The organism is Kitasatospora albolonga, from assembly GCA_002082585.1.
GTDB lineage: Bacteria > Actinomycetota > Actinomycetes > Streptomycetales > Streptomycetaceae > Streptomyces > Streptomyces stephensoniae.
This window is the reverse complement of the sequence record CP020563.1, coordinates 584,857-605,005: the sequence shown is the minus strand read 5'-3', so window position 1 is coordinate 605,005 and position 20,149 is coordinate 584,857. Positions and strand designations below refer to the sequence as shown.

Here is a 20,149-nt window from a genome sequence, read left to right as displayed (position 1 = left end):
CCCCCACAACTCCGGCCAGAATGAATCGGTGACCATGGCACGTCTTGACGAGCACAGAGACCTCATCGACCGGCTCTTCTGCCGGGACGGCGCTCCGTTCGGCGGTTACAGCTGTGTCGGTGACCCGGTCGTCGTGGTCACCGACCGGCTGGTGCGCGCGACACTCCAGCCCGACGGCGAGGACGTACGCCACGACCTCTTCCAGCTGACCGTCTTCTGCGACATCCACAAGTTCGCCGGGGAGCTCTGGGAGCACGCCGCCCGCAACCTGCTCCGCGTGGGGGCCCTCAACCACCCCGCGCTCCCGCGGATCGTCATGGGCAAGTTCGTCCCCGCCGAGAGGGTCGCCTTCACCCTCACACGGGAGCGCGGCCGGCCGATCACCATCGACGACAGCATCACCTGGGCCCGGAACGCGCCGCTCAAGGCGCTCGAACACTTCAGTCTGCTGCTCGACGCCCTCAGCGAGCTGCACGGTGCGGGGATCATCCACCGCAACCTCACCGCCGCCGCCCTCAACGTCCAGCCGCTCGACCTCGACGACCCCGACAACGTGGCCATCACTCTCTCCCGCTTCGAGATGAGCACCCTGATCGGCAACGTGATCCGGAACGTGGGCGCGGGAGACGCCGGGGACGCGGCGGGCGGCGCACGCCAGTTCTACACGATGCCGCCGCCGGGGGTGGCGCAGGCCCGCCACCACGCCTATCTGGCACCGGAGTTGCACGCCTACCTCTTCGAGGAGAGGGCCAGCGCCCGTCGCGACTGGGTCACCACGGATGTCTTCGGGCTCGGCGTGATCGCCTGGGAGTGGTTCTGCGGACAGATCTCCACGGTCCTGCCCGGCCCGTACGCCGATCTGGAGGCGGCCCGCGGGCCGCAGCGCACGACGGCCCTGCGCCATCTGCACGGGGCGATGGCCCAGCACCTGGGCTCCTCCGGCCTGCCCGAGGCCCTCGTCCACACCCTGCGGCGGATGCTCGACCCCTTTCCGCAGTCGCGGTTCACCTCCTTCGAGGCGGCGAAGCACCTGGAGACGCACTGGGAGACGATCCGGGCGCACTGGATCGCCGAGGAGGAGACGGCACCGCGCCTGGTGGCGTTCATGCCCGAGGAGTGCGAGATGCTCTACCAGGAGAGGCGGTGGATTCAGCACAGTCCGACCGGCACGGCGGGCCGGGAGGAGCTGAAGGCGTTCCTGGAGAAGGAGCTCGCGTCGGCCGAGCTGGTCCACGCCCCGAACGGCGCGCTCGGCTATGCCAACGGCCCGGCGGACCGCCTGCAGGAGGCCGAGTGGGTGCTGGTCGGCGAGCGGGCCGTGTGGTTCTGCGCCGTCCTTCGCGAGTACAAGCCGATGACCAGTGAACGGACGCTCCACCACGAGGTCCTGGTGATCAAGTACCTGCGGGAGAAGGACATCACCCGGGAGCTCGTCTATGCCAAACGGCGCCGCAAGGTGGAGAGCGTCCAGCTGGTGCCCTTCCGGCCGGGGCAGGACCTGAGCGGAGTGCTCACCGGCCGCCCCAAGTGGACCGACCTGGAGGAGGCGGTCCGGGACCACCTGGGCTCCGACGGCCCCAACGCGATGTACCTCCGCTCGCTCCAGTTCCTCCTCGACTACCAGCGCGCCGGGGTCGACGCCCGCTGCTACGCCTTCCGCCGGGTCGGGTCCGGCGCGCGCGGTCAGGTGGTCATCGAACTCGACACCGAGGCGGACGACGACCGCAGGCACAGGGACTGGCTGCTGACCGCCTACGCGGGGGACCCCCGCCGCAGGCCCCCGTTCGGGGACTTCTTCCAGCTCCTCGACAGCGACAAGGGCTTCGGCCAGGTGGACCTCGTCCCCAGATCCGGGCGGTATCCCTACTTCAGCCGGAGCTCGACGGTGACGGCCGGCCTCCTGCGGTGGGTCAACGAGAACGCGGTCCGCGTGCAGGTCCCCGTCGGCGCGGAGGTCCCCGAGCGAGGCTGGGTCCGGCCCCACGGGGACGGCGGCACCACACCGCAGCTCGACCGCCAGGAGCGTGCGCTCGCCCTGCTCAAGGCCCAGCCGATGCTGGTCGAGGCCCTGCGCGACCCGCGCTCCTTCGACCTCGGGAGGGGGCGCTGGCTCGAGCAGACCGTGCCCGAGGAGAGCAAGCTCAGCCTGGAGTCCCGGAAGATCATGGAGACCATGCTGGGCACGCATCCCTTCTACGCCCTCCAGGGGCCGCCGGGCTCGGGGAAGTCGACGCTGACCGCCGCGGCGATCAAGAAGAACCTGGAGGCGGAGAAGGGCGCGCGCATCCTGGTCAGCTCCCAGTCGAACCACACCCTCGACGGGCTGGCCCGGAAGCTGATCGACGGTCAGGGACCGAACTCGCTCATTCTCCGCGAGACCTCGCTCGGGGACGACTCGAAGGTCACCGACGAAGTGGTCAGGAGGCACACCCTCCAGAACCTCACGGCGGACGTCGCCGACACGGTCACCGAGGTTCTGGGCGCGAGGCTGGCACGGGGGAGCGAGGAGGAGGCGCCGTACCACGACCGTCCGTACAGCACGGAGACGCTGGAACGGGCCCGTAAGCGCGGGATCGCCCTGGAGGATCTGCCCCCGCTGACCGGGACGTTGCGCAAGCTCGCCGAGGAGTGGCTGGAGCACGTCGGCTCCGATCTGGTGGACCTGACCGAGCGCGTACGGGCCGGGGCCAGCGTCACCCTGGCCACCTGCAACATCGCGGCGACCGTCAACGAGGGCCGGTGGAACCCCAAGGACCTGTTCGACTGGGTGATCGTCGAGGAGGCCGCCAAGGCATGGCCCACGGAGATCGTGGTCCCCCTGGTCCTCGGCGTCCGCTGGACGCTCATCGGCGACCACCAGCAGCTCGGCCCGCACCGCCAGGAGGCGTTCCGCGCCTTCCTCGGCTCCCTGGCCGAGCACCAGGACACTCCGGCCAGAACGGAGCACGAGAACCAGGAGTCCCATCTCAAGGTGCTGAGAATGTTCGAGCACTTCTTCGAAGGGAAGAGCTCCTCCACCTACACGGCCGCCGATTCGGCGGTGGGACGGCTGGAGCAGCAGTTCCGTATGGTCAAGAGCATCGCCGAACCCGTCAGCCGTACCTTCTATCCGGTGGTGCCCCGCAAGGTCGACGCCGCCGGGCTGCCGCTGAGCTTCCTCACGACCACCAAGGTGGCGCCCCACGGCCTCACCGGCCCCGACTATCTGCTGGACCGCCCCCTGGTGTGGATCGACACGGCCGGCTGCGAGGGCTTCGTGGAGCAGCCGCAGTGGTACAACACCGGTGAGGTCGACCTGGTGGAACGGGTGGTGCAGGACCTCAGGCCGGTGTCGGTGCCGCCCAAGGACCTCAAGGACGACAACAGCCTCGTGGTCCTCACCCCCTACCGGGCCCAACTCGACCTGCTCGGCGCGAGATCCGTCCTGGCGGGCCGTCAGCACACGATCCACTCCTTCCAGGGAGCGGAGGCCGACCGGGTGATCGTCTCCCTGGTACGGAGCGGACCGGGCTCCACCGCCGGGCCCGAGTCCCTGGTCGCCCGCCCGGCCAACACCCACCGGGTCGGCCATGTCAGCCAGCCCGAACTGATCAACGTCCTGCTGTCCCGCGCCAAACGGCTCCTGGTCATCGTGGGGGACCGGCAGCACTTCGTGGCGCACGGCGGCAAGGACTGGTGCCAGATCGCCGATGTCATCGACGAGTTCGGCGTCGTGGTGCCGGCCGCCGAGGTGATCGGATGAGCAGGCACCTGGTCCAGATAGCGCTGCCCTGCCGACGGCTGACCCTCAAGGTGGTGGTCTGTCCCGAGAACGGCAGGAGCGTTCTGGAGGACCTGGTGATGAAGGCCGTCGCGGCCGAGGTCACCACGGTAGAGGACCTGGCCAGGCTGTTCGTCCTGCCGTACCGGGTCACCCGGGACGTGGTCGCCTCCCTCTGGGGGCGGGGCCTGCTCTCGGTGGACCTGGTGAGCGGCAGGTTCGACCTCGGCGACTCGGTGCGCGAGACCATGAACGCCGCGTCGGACTCGGCCCTCGAGGACGCCAGTGCCGTGACCGAGTCGCGCGACTATCTGTACGAGCCCATCTCCGGGAGCTTCTTCCCGGACAACAACGGCACCCGCACGCCGCCCCAGGGCACCCTGCGCGCCCCGGTCAACGAGAGCATCAGGGCGCACGACCTGCCCCCCGGGGAACTGCTCGCCGCCGTCCAGGTCGCGACGGCCCGGGACCGGAAGGCGGGCTACCGGCGCCGCATCCTCAGCGTCGGGTTCGGGAACCCCCTGCTCCGCCCCGCCGACGACATCCGCTGGCTCACCGTCAGCGCGCGCATCCAGATCGACGAGGACACCGACCGGCTGAACGTCCTCCTCGACGAGACCGAGATCCGCACCTGGAGCGTGCTGGCGGGCGAGCGCATCCACGACTACTTCGCGGCGCTCGGGGACGAGCGGCCGGACTTCCCCCTGGTCCAGGAGCTCCGTGGCTCGGCGGAGCGGGTGCTGGTGGCCCAGGACGGGATGTCCACGCTCTTCCGCAGACTCGACGACGCGATCGACCGGATCGCGGTCTCCGGCCTGCCGGAGACCGGGAGCGCCGAGGAGGATCTGCCGAAGGAGATGGAGTCCACCGCATGGCAGATCCAGGACAGGACCGAGGCGCTGCGCCAGGCCCGGGCCCGGCTCACCACCGTCCAGGACGCCCAGGGACACCTCTGGGCCTTCCGTGAACTGCTCTCCCAGGCCCGCACCCAGGTGGTGATCATCACCCCCACCATCCACTACGCCGCGCTGAACTCCCTCCTCGGCGACCTGCGTTCGGCGCTGGACCGCGGAATCCGGCTGGTCGTCAGCTGGGGGCGGACCCCCAGCGACTCCCTCCCTCCGGAGGTGCGCTCCGCCTTCAGCGAGCTGGCGTACCGCTACAAGTCCCAGGTCCTGCTCTCCCAGCGGAGCGCCAGGACCGGAGGCTGCGTCGTGATCCAGGACAACCTGCGCGCACTGGTCTCCTCCCACAGCCTGCTGGAGGTCCCGGCCAGGGCGGGGGCCCGGAGCCTCGGCGTACTCGTCGAACCCTCCGAGCACGGCGCGGCGGTCCCCCAGTGCATCGCCGATCTCCTGCGGGGGCTCCAGCGCTCCTGGTATCCGGGGCAGGAGGCGATGCAGATCCGTTCCAGGAGCCAGGACTTCAACGCCGACGCCGAGGACGGGGCGGCGCCCGTCTCCGGCTTCGTACCCGTGTCGGCGCCGCCCCTGCCCGCCGACGGAACCGCGGAGATGCGGCGGATCTGGCTGGAGAGCTGGCGCGAGCACCGTGAGGCGCTGCACGCCGTGGTCCGGGCGGTGGTCCGGGAAGATCCGAGTGTGACCCTGGTGGCGGGCGGGGAGCACGACGACTTCCTGTGGCAGGCACTGCACGGGGCCGTCGACCGGCTCGTCCTGGCCGACGACCGGGTCACGCCCCAGGCGGCCACCGAACGGGTCGCCACCGCCCTCCGGACACGGGCCGCCGAGGGTGCCCGGGTCCATGTGGCCCATCCCCGCCTCCACGACACCGACGCCGTGAAGTCCTTCGCCACCCTCGCGAGCTCGAACCGACCGGGCCTCGTCGTCCGGCGCACCGCAGCCCCGGCCCGGGTGGTCATCGCCGACGACACGGTCCAGATCGGCAGCTTCGCACCCCTGGGCCATACCCGGTCCCCTGCCGCGGGCAGGCCGGAGGCCGGAGGGCACCTGGGAATCCGGGTGCAGAGCGGCGCCTTCGCCACCGAGGTCGCCACCCTGCTCGGCGTGGCGCAGACCCCGGACCAGGCACCCCCGACCGGCCGCCCCGGACCGGGCCTCGCACCCGTCGCGGCCCGGACGGGGGCCGTCACCATGGCCTGCGGAGCGCTGGTACGGGTCAGACAGGCACCCGGCACCCGGTACGGCGAGGTCCTCACCGAGGTGATGTCCGCGCTGGACGACCCCTGGACGCTCCTGGAGGTCTGGCAGGACCAGGGGATTCCCGTGACCGACATACGGCGCGGCGCCGCGACCCTGCTTCGGCTGGGGGACCGGATTCCCGGCGCACAGCGCGACCGCTGGGCGGGGTGGCTGGTCGGCGACGCCTGGGGGCGCCACCGCTTCGTGGAGGCATCCCTCATCGGCCGTCTCCTGCCCGCCGACGGCGACGGGCTGACGTCCCATCTGTGCGTCGCCGCCGTCCCCGTCGAGCTGGGGCCGCTGGGCGCCGGACTGGGGGACGCGGTGAGCACCCTGGAGAGCGACCACGCGAACGCCGTGGGCGCGGTCGGCGGCCTGGCGGAGGTCCTGTTCTGGAACGGGCGCGAGGGCGAAGTGGTGGTGGAGGCGGTCGGTGACACCCTTCCCCGCGTCTGGCGGGAGTTCGCCGAGAGCGCCGTCGTACACGCCCGGGGGACCAGGCACGCCCTGCCCCTGGACCTCTTCGAGACCCAGCTGAGCAGCGCGCCGTCCGAAGCGGAGGTCGAGGCGCGGTGGGAGGCCGTCGCCGAGCTCTCGGACCAGATCCGGCGCCGACGGCAGCGGTTCAGCTTCAACTCGGGACTGGCCATCCACGACGGCCTGTTCGGCGCCGACGGGCTGCTCACCCAGGTGGAGCGGGCCGCGCGCGGGGATGTGCTGGTCCGGACGGAGATCGCCCCCCGGTTCCACCTCGACCTCCAGGAGCACATGGACCGGCTGGTGTCCGACGCGGGGGAGCAGCCGGTCGAATGGCGCAAGCAGCGCCCGTACTTCCGGCGCATCGAGGGTCTCGTACTGGAGGCGAGGAGGCTCACGTACCACGAGGAGAACCGGGACGGCACCGCCCCCGGGATCGAACGCGGCTGGCGCGAATTCGCCGCCGCCACCGCGCTCCACTGGAACGCCCTGTCCAGCGAGGCGGAAGCCCTTCCCCACCCCTACCGCCATCCCCTGTCGGCGGTCCTGCACCGGCTGGGACCGCTCGCCCAGTGGTCGAGGGAGCACCGGTGACCGACGCGATGGACGAGATCCTGCGCGTATGGCCGGAGCGCTTCCGGTTCCGCAGGCTGGTGACCGCCCTGCACGACGAGGAGAACCCGCAGGAGGTCGACGCCGTCGACGCCGTACTCAGCGGACTGGCCAACGACGACGACGAGCAGAGCGTCTTCCTGAGCCTGCTGGAGACGGGTGACTTCGGCATGGCCGACCACCTGCTGGAGGAGTCCCCGGCGACGCGCCGGATCAGGACCCTGCGGCGCAGGCTCCTGAAGAACCGCCGGTCGGAGGCGCTCCAGGACATGCAGCGCAAGGCGAGCGAACTCGCGCAGCAGGCGAACGACGCGGGCTTCCCGGTTCCGGCGGGCCTGGAGCGGTCCCTGCTGGCCGAGATGTGCCGCCGTTCCCTTCCCGAGGCGCGCCGGCATCTGGGCGGGATCGAGGAGAACCTGCTCCTCGCGGTCGAGGCGGGGCGGCAGGAACTGTACGCCCGAGTCCCGCAGGAACGGCGGGAGACGCCCTGGAACGACCGGCTCGACTCCCTGGTCCAGGCGGGGTTCCTGCGCGCCGCCGCCCGGATGATCGAACAGGGGGCGGAGGACGAAGGCCCGGAGGCGGTCCCCCCGCTGCCCTACTGGGCCTGGGCGGACACCACCCCGGCCCAGGTGCTGGACTGGCACCTCGACCCCAGCAGGCGCTGGCCGAACACCTTCAGGGCCTGGCTGGACATCGACGACACGGCCAAGGCACTGATCCGGGCCTTCTCCGGCCTTCCCACCGGGGGACACGACATCGCCGCGGAATTCGTCCAGGCCCTGGACGGCTTCCTCCACCCCGAACCCCAGTGGAACGGGAAGCTCGATCCGGTCGGCGGCGAATTCCTGACCGTCCTCCCCTCGGTCTTCGCCTCCCCGCAGCTCCGCCGCTTCCGCCCCCAGGGCTCGGTCGACCTCTTCGTCGGAGGCTCCGGGACCCGGCACCCCGAGGAACTCCCGGGGCTCCGCCCGTTCGTCGCGGTGGGCCCCGACATGGTGCGGCGGACCGGTCGCGGCCGGGTCGCGGTGCTCGACCTGCGCTCGCTGCTGCAACTGGTCAACCTGCGGACCGGACGGACCGCCGCGCTGCTGCGCATCCTGGGACCGCAGTGGCCGCTGTCGGCCTTCGTGGGCGAGACGCCCGAGCAACTGGACGAGTACCTCGGAGCGGGCGAAGCGACCCGCTGGACGATGCTCCGCTGGATCGTGGACCTCACCGGTCTCGGCGGGGCGACCGTCGCCGACGCGGTGGCGTACGAGGCGGGGCCGGACCCGGAGCTGCTCCAGCTCTTCCTCAGGGCCCTCGCCCGGAGCCAGGAGCACGCGCGGACCGGCTCCCGGCCGTGGCTCGCGGACTGGCGGCACGACCGGGAGTTCGCCGCGTCGGTCGAGCGTGCGGTGCTGCGCCCCCTGGAACCGGTGCCGGTCGCCCGCATCGCCTTCTGGGGCGCGCTGGCGGCAGCGGCGTCCTCCGGGCCAGAGGCGGGGGGACCCGAGGGCGAGGTGACCGTCTCCGCCGTGCTGTCAACGGTGCGGCGGATCGCGGCGGAGGCCCGGCCGGACAGTCAGGACGGGGCTTCCGAGGGCCTTCCGAATGTTCCGGGTGCTCCGGGTGCTCCGGGTCTTCCGGATGTTCCGGATCTTCCGGACGAAGAGGAGCTGAGGGGCGGTCTGGCGCAGCTCGCCCGGCTGCGCCTGACCGCCGACGCGTCCACGGAGCGGGTGCGGTTCATCCCCTGCGGCGTCCTGCTCGTGCTCGGCGCGGCAGCCGGGGAGCGACTTGTCGACACCCTCGCCGAGTGGCGGGCCCGCCCCGAGGAGAGCGGCTCCGGCGCCGAGCGGACGCGGCGGGCCTGGGAGTGGAACCTGCGGCGGCACGCGCTCAGCCCCGACTACGAGGACGTCACCGCCCTGCTGGAGGAGAACGGGGACATCGACCCCGCCGACCCCCGGTGGCTCCGGCTCACGGAGCAGACGGACGACCTCCTGGCGGGCGCCCCGCAGATCGACGGGGAGACCGACCTCGCTCCGCTGCTCCGCGCCCTGGGAGCGAAGTGGGAGAGCGCCCATCCGGACTGGACGATGACCATCCGCACCCCGCCGGCCGCGGTCGCCCGGGTCAGCGCACGCGCCGCCCAGGTCCTGCTGTACGAGCTGCTCGCGAACGCGGCGGACGCGCTGGACGGGTCCGGCACCGGCACCGTGTCCGTCTCGGTCGAGCCGCAGGGCGAGGACGACTGGCTCGTCGACGTGCTGGACAGCGGCCCCGGTATCGGCTTCCCGGAAGGGCGTGAGCACCTCGTCTTCCGCGACCGGAAGTCGACACGCGGCGAGGGCCGGGGGCGGGGGCTCTTCCGCGCCCGGCAGATCGCCCTGAGGGTGGAGGGCGATCTCACCCTCCACGCCCGTGCCGACAGCCATCCGGTCCTGAAGGGCGCACACTTCCGTTTGGTCCTGCCCATGGCCTGACGCCACGACCCGGAGAGCTGTACGGCCCCGAGTCCGTCCCGGGGCCGTACGAGCTTACGAGCCCCGGGGCCGTACGAGCAGGGACCCCGGCGTCAGGTCCGGTGCAGGGCCGTGGCCTCCGGCCCGGACGAGGAGGGTGGGGGCCATGAGGGCTGCGAGGACGCTCTCGACGGCTTCCACCCGGCTGCCCAGGAGGATCGCCGCCCGCTCCCCGTGCCGCAGACCGAGGTTGACGAGATGTCCCGCCAACCGGCCGGTCCGCAGCTCCAGTTCGCTGTAGGTCACCCGGGAACGGCTGTCCTGGAAGGCGGTCCTGGTGCCGAGGCGCCGGGCGTGCTCCCGGAGCAGGTCGGGCAGCGGACGGAGGGCGGTCACGTGCGCTGTCACCGGTATCAACGCTTCCTCTGGGCGCGGGAGTTGCCGTGATCACGATAGAGGAACGGTGCGCCCGGTGATCGCCTTCACCCTCTCCGGCACCCCTCCAGTCGGTCAGGCCGGTCCCGCGCGCCCTGGGGGAGCTGGTGCTTCACCCAGTCCCCACGGTTCCCTCGGAATTCCTGGGCAAATAGCGATAAAATTGCTTATAAGCCGCGAGGTATGCGTGCCCGGCCTCCGGCCGGGACAGTCATGCCCCAGTCGAAGAGGAGCCGCGCAGATGTCCGCCACCACGGAGCACCGCCCCCATTCCGACCACGCCCACCGGCACGCTCCGGGGTGCGGACACGTCGCGATCCCGCACGAGGACCACGTCGACTACGTCCATGACGACCATCTGCACCGTGTGCACGGTGACCATGTGGACGAGTGCGTGAAGTCCGGCCACGCGGTCCACGAGGGCCACGACCACCAGCACGGCCAGGACTGCGGCCATGTCGCCGTCCCGCACGGCGACCACGTGGACTACGTCCACGACGGCCACCGGCACTCCGAGCACGACGGGCACTGGGACGACCACTGATCGCTGACCTGTGGCCTGCCGGGGGAGGGTGGGAGCGGGGGCTGGGGCGGTAGGAGGGATGAACGTTTCTTCCCGGGTTGACCAGTCGGTCCCGGGTTGACTAGTCGGCGGGAGCGCCCCAGCGGCGGGAGGAGGGGTGTTCCCGCGGGCTGTTCGGACCTTCGTCCGGCGAGGTGCGGGCCGTGGCCCAGATGGCCTCGATCCCGAGCGGGCGGTAGCCGTCCTCCGGCGCCCAGGCCGATGCGCTGGAACGTTCCTGCGTGTGAGCGTGTACCAGGGGTGCGGGCGGTGTCCTGCTCTCGATGCCTCCAAGGCGTCGTTCGAAGTCGGCCTGCAACCGGTTCATGGTGTCGAGAAAGTCCTCGAGCGGAATGCTTCCTTCGTACATCTGCTCCTCGTTTCCTGCGCTATCGCACCCCGCACAACGATCTTTCCCGCCGGGGGGAATGCGGCATTCGGGTGACCCGTAAGGGAACATGCGACTGCTTGGCCGGGACTGTGCCGTCGCCTCGTCCGGGACTGTGCCGTCGCCGCGGTGGCCGTGCGGTGGCCGTCCGTACCGTTTGCGGAGCGAGAGGCGTCGGGTTTGAGTGGGTGGGTCCCTCCCGTCGCTCATCAGGAGCTGGCATGTCGATGGCATTCGGTTCTCCCTCCGGTTCGCCCGACCCGTTCAGCGAGCTGCTGAATCGTTTCTTCGGTATGTCGCCCGCCTCATCGCCCCCGGCCGTGCAGCGGGTACCCATCGGCCGGCTCCTCACGGAGCCCGCACGCGAGCTCCTGGACGCCGCCGCCCGCAGAGCGGTCGAGGACGGTACGTCCGACCTCGATACGGAGCACCTCCTGTGGGCCGCGACCCAGGTCGAGCCCACCCGCAGACTGCTCGCCCGGGCCGGGGTCGATCCCGTGAAGCTCGGGGAGAGGATCGCCGAGGTGCTGCCCCGGGAGTCCGAGGAGCCGTCCTCCGAACCCGGTCTCACCCCCGCCGCCAAGCGGACCCTCGCCCTCGCCCACGCCAGGTCGCAGGCGGCCGAGGTCTCCTACATCGGGCCCGAGCACATCCTCGGGGCCCTCCTCAAGGACGCCGACTCCGGCGCCTCCCGGTTCCTGCGCGCCCAGGACCTGGACGTCTCCGAGCTGCGTGGCATGGCCGATCAGGCGGTACGCGGGCAGGGCAACGCCCCCGGCTCCGCGAAGCAGCAGCCGGCCACGACCCTGGACGAGTTCGGCCGGGACCTGACCGAGGAGGCCCGGGCGGGCAGGCTGGACCCCGTGGTCGGCCGGGCCGAGGAGATCGAGCAGACCATCGAGATCCTGTCGCGGCGCTCCAAGAACAACCCCGTGCTCATCGGTGAGCCCGGCGTCGGGAAGACCGCCATCGTGGAGGGGCTCGCCCAGCGCATCGTCGGGGGCGAGGTCCCCGACACGCTGAAGGACAAGCGGGTCGTCTCGCTGGACCTGTCCGGCATGGTGGCCGGGGCCCAGTACCGCGGCCAGTTCGAGGAACGGCTGAAGAAGGTCATCGAGGACGTCCAGCAGGCCGAGGGCGAGATCATCCTCTTCATCGACGAACTCCACACCGTCGTCGGCGCGGGTGCGACCGGCGAGGGCTCGATGGACGCGGGCAACATGCTCAAGCCCGCCCTCGCCCGCGGCGAGCTCCATGTGGTCGGCGCGACGACGATCGACGAGTACCGCAAGCACATCGAGAAGGACGCCGCCCTGGAGCGCCGCTTCCAGCCCGTCCTGATCCCGGAGCCCACCGTCGAGGAGACCGTACAGATCCTCGAAGGGCTGCGGGACGCGTACGAGGCCCACCACCAGGTCCGCTTCGCCGACGGGGCCCTGACGGCGGCGGCCGAGCTGTCCGACCGCTACATCTCCGACCGCTTCCTGCCCGACAAGGCCATCGACCTGATGGACCAGGCCGGTGCCCGCGTACGGCTGCGCAGCGCGAACCGCTCCACCGAGGTCGTCAGCCGGGAGGACCGCCTCGCGAAGCTGCGCCGGGAGAAGGACCAGGCCGCGGCGGCCGAGGAGTTCGAGCGGGCCAAGGAGCTCAAGGAGCAGATCGCCGAGGTGGAGGGCGAGCTCGCGGGCATCGAGGAACGCCGTGAGGGCGTCGTCTCCGTGACGGCCGCCGACATCGCCGGAATCGTCTCCCGCCGCACGGGCATCCCGGTCGCCCAGCTCACCGCGGGCGAGAAGGAGAAACTCCTCAAGCTGGAGGAGGAGATGCACGCCCGGATCGTCGGCCAGGACGAGGCCGTCACCGCCGTCTCCGAAGCCGTACGCCGCAACCGCGCGGGCATGGGCGACCCGGACCGGCCCGTCGGCTCGTTCCTCTTCCTCGGGCCCACCGGCGTGGGCAAGACCGAGCTGGCCAAGACCCTGGCCGAGCTGCTGTTCGGCGACGACGACCGGATGATCCGGTTCGACATGAGCGAGTTCCAGGAGAAGCACACGGTCGCCCGGCTCGTCGGCGCCCCGCCCGGATACGTCGGGTACGAGGAGGCCGGCCAGCTGACGGAGAAGGTGCGGCGCCGCCCGTACAGCGTGGTGCTCTTCGACGAGGTGGAGAAGGCGCACCCCGACGTCTTCAACACGCTGCTCCAGATCCTCGACGACGGCCGGCTCACGGACGGCCAGGGCCGCACGGTCGACTTCCGCCACTGCGTCGTCATCATGACGTCCAACATCGGCGCCCACCGCATCCTCGCCCACGAGGGCGACGCCGCCGAGCTCAAGGACGAGCTGATGGAGGATCTGCGGGGCCGGTTCCTGCCCGAGTTCCTCAACCGCATCGACGACATCATCGTCTTCCACAGCCTCACCGAGGACGACCTGTCCGAGATCGTCGACCACCTGCTGGACCGCAGCAAGCGCCGCGTCCACGCGCAGGGGCTGACGCTGGAGGTCACCGACGCGGCGAAGAAGCTCCTCGTGGCCCACGGCTACCAGCCGGCGTTCGGGGCCCGTCCGCTGCGCCGCACGATCCAGACGGAACTGGACAACCGCGTCGCCTCCCTGCTCCTCGGCGGCGAGGCCGAGCCCGGCGACACGATCGTCGCCGATGTGAAGGACGACTCCCTCCACTGCACGATCCGCACGAACGGTACGGAAAAGGAGTAACCATGTCCCATCACCACCACAAGTCCAACGAAGAGGTCGAGGGCGACCCCGACACCGGCCACAGCCGCGGTATGCCCCGGCGCCCGGACGAGAGGAAGCTCGACGAGCGCCTGGAGAAGGACCGCGAGGAGGTACGCCGTCCTCCGGAGGAGGACTCCCGGGCCGACTAGGACCTGATTGCTCCGGTCCTGAGCGGCTTCAGCGTGCGGGGGCCGTCCGGCCGAGGGCGAACCGGGGGAGACCCGGTCCGCCCTCGACCAGGTCGGCGGCCAGGTCGCCGATGGCCGGGCCGAACTTGAACCCGTGCCCGGAGAAGCCCGCCAGCACGGTGACCGGCCCCTGCCGGTCGATGACGAAGTCCTCGTCGGGCGTGGTGGTGTAGAGGCAGGTCAGGGGGGTCGGCTCGGTGCCCGCCGCCCCGGGCAGCCACTCCTCGGCGTAGGCGCGGAGGCGTTCGGTGACCGCCGGGTCCGGCGTACGGTCGCGGTGGTCGGGGTCCACGACCGGCCCGACACCGTGCAGGCCGATCTTGACGCCGTCGACGCTGCCCAGCCCGTACACACCGCCCGGCAGCCGGAAACCGGCCCCCGGGTGGTGGATGAACGACGGCCACTCCAGCGCGTCCGGGACCGGGAAGTGCACCGGCTGCTCCTGGGTGACCCGCATCGGCGGCAGACCGCTCACCACGGCCGGCAGGAAACCGGGCGCCCACCCGCCCACGGCGACCACGACCGCGTCCGCCGTCAACGCCTCGTCGGCGTCCGTGAGTACGGTGACCCCGTCCCCGGTACGTCCGCAACGCCGGATCTCCGTCACGCGCACCCCGTGCCGTACCTCGGCGCCCCGCTGCCCGGCCGCCTTCAGCAGCGCGGACACGGCGTCGTCCGCGTGCACCCGGCCGGCGTCCGGGTGGTACAGCGCGGCCGTGTCGGCCCGGAGCCCCGGCCACCGGTCGGCCACCTCCCCGGGCGACAGCCGCCGCGCGGACCGGCCCGCCGCGCCGAGCACCTCGGCCAGCCGGTCCAGCGCCCGGGGCGAACCGTGGTCGACGGCCCCGGTGAGCGTCAGGACCGGCTGCCCGCTCTCCTCCTCCAGCCGCCGCCACAGGGGCAGCGCCCGGAGCGCCAGCTCCGTGTACGAGGGCTCCGCGTACGCCAGCCGGAAGATCCGGGAGGTGCCGTACGAGCTGCCCCGGTCGTGCCCCGGACCGAAACGTTCCAGCACGGTGACCCGGTGACCGCGCGCCGAGAGGCGCCAGGCGGCAGCCGCCCCCATCAGCCCGCCGCCGACGACGAGAACGCGAAGAGCCATGAGCGTGTTCCTTTCCTGTGCCGGACCGGGCGCCGGTAGCTGGACGGTACCGGCACAGGGCGAGGAGAAGACGCCTCAGGGGTCTCAGGGAGGCTTCGGCGGGGAAGCCCCCCTCACCATCCGCACCGCCACGGCCGCGCGGTGGCCGGCGGGGACCGCCACATCGGCCAGCAGCCAGCCGGCCGGGTCGGTCGGCACCGGCCCGGAGCCCACGTACTCGGCCGCCGGGTCCGCGCCCAGGCCGACGCCGGTCCCCTTCAGGTACGCCTCCTTCCTGGTCCATACGCGGGCGAAGGCGGCGGCACCCGGACCGGGGGCCAGCGCCGCGAGTTCGGCCGACTCGGCCGGGTGGAGGACATCGGCGGCCTCCGCGACGGTCTGCGGCGGGGGCACCGGCTCGACGTCCACGCCGACCGGGGTGGCGGCGACCGCGATCAGGCTCAGCCCCTCGCAGTGGGAGAGCGAGAAGTGCAGCCGCCCGTCCGGGAGCACCGGGCGCCCGTGCGGCTCCCCGCAGCAGGGGCAGGGGGCCCGGGCCACCGACACGGCCCGGGGGGCGATGCCCAGGTGTGCGGCGAGCAGGCGGCGCAGTCCCACGTGGGCGCACATGTAGGTGGCCCGGTCGCCGGGGCGGCGGAACTCCTCGGCGCGGGCGAGCTCGGCCGGGTCGAGGACGAGGGGGGCGTAGCGGGTGACGGTCTCCTGGTGGACGGCCGTGGTGACGAGCCACAGGTGCGGACGGGCCGGGGTGGGCGGGGGCTGCCGGGGCAGGGCCGACGTCAGGGGCGGGAGGGGATCGGGGAACAGGATGCCGCCCGCCGCGGAACCGGGGGGCCGGGTACCGTCCGCCGCGGAGCCGGACAGGGGGCCGGACGCCGTGGAGCCGGGGGGCCGGGTACCACCCGTCATGGAGCCGGACGGGGAGCCGTCCGTCGCGGAGCCGGGCCGGGAGCGGGACGTCGGCGGCGGGGGCATGCGGGATGCCAGGGGTGGGGTCATGTCTGCCTCACAGGGGTCATGACAGGGGGCATGTCGGCCTCATACGGGAGTGGTGGTCGTGTCGGGTACGGGACGGGCCTCCGTCCGGGGTTCCGCCGTCTTCCCCGGCGGGGTCCGCAGCGCCATGGCCGCCGCGAGCGGGGAGAGGAACGCGATCGCCGCGCAGAGCAGCCAGGTCCCCGTCACCCCGAGGTACAGGGAGACGGCGCTGAACAGGGCGAGGGACAGCGGGGCCGCGCCGATGGTGGCCAGGCTCAGGACGGACATCGCCGCGCCCATCCGGCCCTCGGGGACGGCCTGCTGATAGGCCGTCACGAGAGCGGGTCCGTTGAGGCCGGAGAAGACGCCGACGGCACAGGCCACCCCGGCGAGCGTGCCGGGTGAGGGCATGAGCGCCATCGCGGCCATACCGGCGGCGAGCCCGGTGCCCGTCACCACCAGCTTGAGGAAGACCGGGATGCGGTGGGCCAGGGCCGCACCGGCCGCTGCCGACGCCAGGGCCCCCGCGCTGAAGGCGGCGAGCACCAGGGCCACCGCGCCGACCCCCCAGCCCTTGCCGGACGCCTGGAGCGGCAGGGCCACCTCGGCCGGCCACGCGAACGCCAGGTCCAGGCAGAAGCAGGCGACGAACATCCACAGCAGGCGCGGGTGGGCGGCCAGGAGCCGGAAACCGTCGCCGGACCGGCGCAGGACGGAGGGCCCGGACGCCCGGCGTTCGGGGCGTGCCATCCGGTGGGTGACGTGGGCGGCGCAGACCAGCCAGACGGCACAGCCGACGGCGGCCAGCACCATGACCCCCGACAGCCCGCCGACGGTGACGAGCCACGCCCCGAGCGGGGTTCCCGCGATCGGCGCCAGGCGCAGCACCATCGAGAAGAGGGAGTTGGCGCGGCCGAGGTGTTCGTCGGGGGCGAGACGGGTCAGCAGGACCCCGGAGGCCGGTCCGGTGAGTCCGAGGAGCGACCCCTCGACGACGGCGATGGCGATCAGCGGCCACAGCGCGTCCGTGGTCGCGGTGACCACGGCCCCGGCGGCCAGGACGGCGATCCGGGTGGAGGTCGCGCGCAGCAGCAGGACACGGGGGCCCAGCGCGTCGGTGAGGGCCCCGCCGAACAGGAGCATCAGGGCGCGCGGAAGCGTGGAGGCGAGGATGACGAAGGTGACGGCGCCGTGCCCGCCGAGCTGGATCGCGGTCCAGCTCATGGCGATGAGCAGGGCGAAACTTCCTGCCTGGACGGCGGCCTGGCCCACGACGAGGCTGTTGATACGGGGCCAGTCGACGCCGGGACCGGCGTCGGCCGGTGTGCTGGTGGTGGAGCTCGGTTCCATGGGGTCGGCCTTCTGCGGAGTCGGTCGGGGCGGGACAGGGCGGGTGGGGCAGGGCGGGGTCGCGGTGGCGGTACGGCGGTTTCTGCGGGTCTGAGGGCTGCGTGGCCTGCGGCAGGCGGGGTCGGTCAGGCGAGCGGGCGCACCCGGACCCGGACCCGTACGCCGGTCATGTCACCGCGCAGGCTCGCCGCGACGGCGAGGGCCACCGCGCGGTCGGCTGCCCGGCGCACCGAGCGCGGGCGGGCGGGCCCGCCGTAGGTGCGCACGTCGACGCGGCCGCCGAGGTAGCCGCGCCCGGCCTCGGCGAGGGCCCGTACGGCGGCGGCCCGGGCCACGGTCGCGGAGCCCTCGTCGGGGGCGGTGGCCACGCTGATCCGGGGGATCTCGGAGAGGGCGAAACGGGCGTGGACGGTGCAGTTCGCGAGGTGACGGCTGCGGGCGGCCGGGGCGCGCCCCCCGGGAGGGCGCCGCCCGGCGGCCACCGTACGGTTTCCCCGGCGAGCGGCGGATACCGTACGAGCAGCGGACGCGGTACGGCTTCCCCGGCGGGCGGCGGATACCGTACGGCCCCCTCGGCGGCCCGCGCTCACCGCACCGCTCCCAGCGGATCGGGCACCGACCGGTGCTCCGGTGCGTCCGGCCACCAGAGGTCCTCGGGGCCGACGGCGGTGACGCCGTACTTGCCGAGGGCGCTGATGAGCAGGCGCAGTTCGAGGGCGAGGGCGTCGACGAGGCGCTCCAGGCCGTGTTCGGGGTCCTCGTCCACGGCGATCAGGGCGGCGCGGCCCAGCCCGACGGCACCGGCGCCGAGGGCCAGGGCGCGCAGCGCGCGTCCGCCCTCCCACATACCGCCGCTGGCGAGCAGGCAGCCGTCGGGGCGGCCGATGCGGCGCAGGCATTCGGCGAGCGGCAGGCCGACCTGGCCCAGGAAGACCCGGGGCGCGTAGCCCGTGCCGCCCTCCGCGCCGTCCACGGTCACCGCCTCGGCACCGGCGGCCCAGGCGGTCCGCGCGGCGTCCGCGATGTCGCGGCCGGGGTGGAACTTCACCCAGGTACCGGCCCGGGGGAAGTTGTTCCGCATGAAGCGCAGCTGCTGGCGGAGGATCTCGTCCGTGAACGTGCCGGGGGTGGCGCAGCGCAGCTGCCTCTCGCCCGGCTCGTCGAAGACCTTGCGCACGGTGAAGCGCCGGGCGAGCTGCTCGGCCTCGGCACCGCCGACGACGGTCATCCCGCCCAGCCCCGGCTTGGCGCCCTGGCCCGTCTTCAGCTCGAAGGCGAGGCGGCCGGTCTCCAGGAGCGGGCGCAGGGCGGGGTCGCTGTAGAGGAGGTTCCAGACCTCGGAGTCGGCGTCCTCGGTGGACTGCTGGACGACGATGCCGCCGACTCCGTCGGGCACGGCGTCGAGATAGGCCCCGATGCGGCCGAGGAGCGCGGAGCGTCCGGCGTCACCGGCCCGGCGGTAGCCGTGGACGGGGATCATGTTCTCCCCGATCACCATGGGGATGCCGAGCCGGGCGGCCTGCCGGGTGGCGTGCAGGGCCAGGTCGCCGCTGCCTGCCCGGGTGGAGCCGAAGGCGGACAGGTACAGCGGGAGCCGCGAGGCGAAGCCGCCGATCCGGGTGGTCAGGTCGACGTCCGTGAACTCCGGTTCGCGGGCGAGGTCGATGAGCTTCTCGAGGCGTTCGGGGGTGAAGACCGGCGGGACGATCCGGGCACGGTCGAGGCTGTCGCCGGGGCCGGAGCCCAGGGAGTGGGGGCCGGTGCCGGGGGCGTGCTCGGAGCCCGAACCCGTCCCGTACGCCTCAGGGCCGAAGAGTTCCCTCCCGTACGCGTCCGGGGCGGGGAACACCTCGGCGGTCCCGTTGCGGGCCCGGGCGCGGATCAGGGCCTCGGGGAAGCCCGGTGCGGCGAGGGCGCTCACGGGGCCATCACCCCGGGGAGCTTCGGGTAGGCGCTGACCTGCCATACGGCGTCGAGGCCGGTGAGGAAGCGGACGAGGCGCTGGAGGCCCATGCCGAAACCGGCGCTGGCGGGGATGCCCTCACGGGCCTCCTTCAGGTACCAGGCGTACTTCGCGGGGTTCTCGCCGCTCTCCCGCATCCGCGTGACGATGGTCGCGTAGTCGGACTCCCGCTCGCTGCCGGAGACGATCTCGCCGTAGCCGTGCGGGGCGATCAGGTCGAAGTTGCGCAGCACGCCGGGGTTTTCGGGGTCCTCCCGGTCGTAGAAGCCGCGGGAGCCCTTGGGGTAGTCGTTGATGAAGAACGGCCGGTCGCTCTCCAGGGAGAGGAGCCGCTCACCGGCCCAGTCGATCTCGCCGTCGGGGTTCTGCGGGTGGCCGGAGGCCAGCAGCCGGGTGACCGCCTCGTGGTGGGTGCACACGTCGTACTTCCCGCTCCGTACGTCGGCGAAGCCTGCCTCGTCGCGGCCGAGTTCGGCCAGGACGCCGGGGATCGCCGTGAACACCTGCTCGGTGACATGGGTGAGGAGTCCGGCGGCGATCTCCTGCGCCTCCTCACGGCTCGCCTCGGCGATCTCCACGTCGATCTGGTGGAACTCCACCAGGTGGCGTCCGGTGGTGGCGGTCTCCTCGGGCTCGACCCGGACGTTCGGGGCGATGTAGAAGAGCCGGGGGAAGCCGCGCAGCGACGCCTGCTTGTAGAGGATGGCGCTGGTCATCAACTTGTAGGAGTGGCCGTAGTAGTCGACGTCCAGGGCCTTGGCGCCCCGGCCGCCGGGGTCGGTGACCGGGCCGACGAGCGGCGGCAGCAGCTCCACGAAGCCCTCGCCGCGCAGATAGTCCCTGGCCGCGTGCAGGGCCTCCTGCTGGACGAGCATGGCGGCGCGCAGCTGCGGCGAGCGGAGGTGTTCGCCGAGCGGGGGCGGGGTGGTCGCTCCGCCGGTTCGCGGGGTCTGGTCCATGGCAGGTCTCCTGTTCGGT

The 20,149-nt window shown here is 72.5% G+C and carries 12 protein-coding genes; 4 read left to right on the top strand and 8 right to left on the bottom strand.

Annotated elements, in window-relative coordinates:
- Positions 1-34: 34 nt before the first annotated feature.
- Positions 35-3,742, top strand: coding sequence for a hypothetical protein (locus B7C62_02510; GenBank protein ID ARF71251.1), 3,708 nt, complete (start codon positions 35-37; stop codon positions 3,740-3,742).
- A gap of 2,989 nt (positions 3,743-6,731) precedes the next feature.
- Positions 6,732-9,482, top strand: a complete 2,751-nt coding sequence (locus tag B7C62_02505) for a hypothetical protein (protein ID ARF71250.1) — start codon at positions 6,732-6,734, stop codon at positions 9,480-9,482.
- A gap of 54 nt (positions 9,483-9,536) precedes the next feature.
- On the opposite strand, the gene B7C62_02500 is transcribed toward B7C62_02505, so the two are convergent.
- Entirely contained in the window at positions 9,537-9,878 is a 342-nt protein-coding gene (locus B7C62_02500) for a hypothetical protein (protein ID ARF71249.1), read from the bottom strand.
- A gap of 259 nt (positions 9,879-10,137) precedes the next feature.
- On the opposite strand from B7C62_02500, the gene B7C62_02495 reads away from it, so the two are divergent.
- Positions 10,138-10,440 carry a hypothetical protein gene (locus B7C62_02495; GenBank protein ID ARF71248.1) on the top strand — a complete coding sequence of 101 codons (303 nt, stop codon included), beginning with the start codon at positions 10,138-10,140 and terminating at the stop codon, positions 10,438-10,440.
- A gap of 100 nt (positions 10,441-10,540) precedes the next feature.
- Here B7C62_02495 and B7C62_02490 read toward each other — a convergent pair whose 3' ends face one another.
- A complete protein-coding gene (locus tag B7C62_02490; protein ARF71247.1) occupies positions 10,541-10,828 on the bottom strand; it encodes a hypothetical protein in 288 nt (95 codons plus the stop codon).
- A gap of 239 nt (positions 10,829-11,067) precedes the next feature.
- Here B7C62_02490 and B7C62_02485 point away from each other — a divergent pair, with 239 nt between their 5' ends.
- Positions 11,068-13,569, top strand: a complete 2,502-nt coding sequence (locus B7C62_02485) for a Clp protease (protein ARF71246.1) — start codon at positions 11,068-11,070, stop codon at positions 13,567-13,569.
- Between the two features lie 198 nt (positions 13,570-13,767).
- On the opposite strand, the gene B7C62_02480 is transcribed toward B7C62_02485, so the two are convergent.
- From B7C62_02480 to B7C62_02455, 6 genes are all read right to left on the bottom strand, one after another.
- On the bottom strand, positions 13,768-14,880 hold the full coding sequence (locus tag B7C62_02480; protein ARF71245.1) for an FAD-dependent oxidoreductase: 1,113 nt from the start codon (positions 14,878-14,880) through the stop codon (positions 13,768-13,770).
- Positions 14,881-14,964: 84 nt separating this feature from the next.
- Positions 14,965-15,789 (bottom strand): 4-phosphopantetheinyl transferase, encoded by an 825-nt coding sequence (locus B7C62_02475; GenBank protein ARF76950.1) that lies wholly within the window; start codon positions 15,787-15,789, stop codon positions 14,965-14,967.
- A 129-nt stretch (positions 15,790-15,918) separates the two neighbouring features.
- Positions 15,919-17,208 carry an MFS transporter gene (locus B7C62_02470; protein ID ARF71244.1) on the bottom strand — a complete coding sequence of 430 codons (1,290 nt, stop codon included), beginning with the start codon at positions 17,206-17,208 and terminating at the stop codon, positions 15,919-15,921.
- Between the two features lie 125 nt (positions 17,209-17,333).
- The gene (locus B7C62_02465; protein ID ARF71243.1) at positions 17,334-17,690 is read right to left on the bottom strand and encodes a hypothetical protein; all 357 of its coding nucleotides are present in this window, start codon (positions 17,688-17,690) and stop codon (positions 17,334-17,336) included.
- Positions 17,691-17,794: 104 nt separating this feature from the next.
- Positions 17,795-19,129 (bottom strand): glutamate synthase, encoded by a 1,335-nt coding sequence (locus B7C62_02460; protein ID ARF71242.1) that lies wholly within the window; start codon positions 19,127-19,129, stop codon positions 17,795-17,797.
- Complete coding sequence (locus B7C62_02455; protein ARF71241.1) at positions 19,126-20,130, bottom strand: asparagine ligase; 1,005 nt, start codon at positions 20,128-20,130, stop codon at positions 19,126-19,128. Before B7C62_02455 ends, B7C62_02460 begins: the two co-directional genes overlap by 4 nt.
- Positions 20,131-20,149 lie beyond the last annotated feature (19 nt).

Excerpts from the sequence above, each read along its gene's own strand:
- B7C62_02510 (ARF71251.1), top strand. The coding sequence starts at position 35 with ATGGCACGTCTTGACGAGCACAGAGACCTCATCGACCGGCTCTTCTGC.
- B7C62_02505 (ARF71250.1), top strand. The coding sequence starts at position 6,732 with ATGGCGCAAGCAGCGCCCGTACTTCCGGCGCATCGAGGGTCTCGTACT.
- B7C62_02495 (ARF71248.1), top strand. The coding sequence starts at position 10,138 with ATGTCCGCCACCACGGAGCACCGCCCCCATTCCGACCACGCCCACCGG.
- B7C62_02490 (ARF71247.1), bottom strand. The coding sequence starts at position 10,828 with ATGTACGAAGGAAGCATTCCGCTCGAGGACTTTCTCGACACCATGAAC.
- B7C62_02485 (ARF71246.1), top strand. The coding sequence starts at position 11,068 with ATGTCGATGGCATTCGGTTCTCCCTCCGGTTCGCCCGACCCGTTCAGC.
- B7C62_02480 (ARF71245.1), bottom strand. The coding sequence starts at position 14,880 with ATGGCTCTTCGCGTTCTCGTCGTCGGCGGCGGGCTGATGGGGGCGGCT.
- B7C62_02475 (ARF76950.1), bottom strand. The coding sequence starts at position 15,789 with ATGACGGGTGGTACCCGGCCCCCCGGCTCCACGGCGTCCGGCCCCCTG.
- B7C62_02470 (ARF71244.1), bottom strand. The coding sequence starts at position 17,208 with ATGGAACCGAGCTCCACCACCAGCACACCGGCCGACGCCGGTCCCGGC.
- B7C62_02455 (ARF71241.1), bottom strand. The coding sequence starts at position 20,130 with ATGGACCAGACCCCGCGAACCGGCGGAGCGACCACCCCGCCCCCGCTC.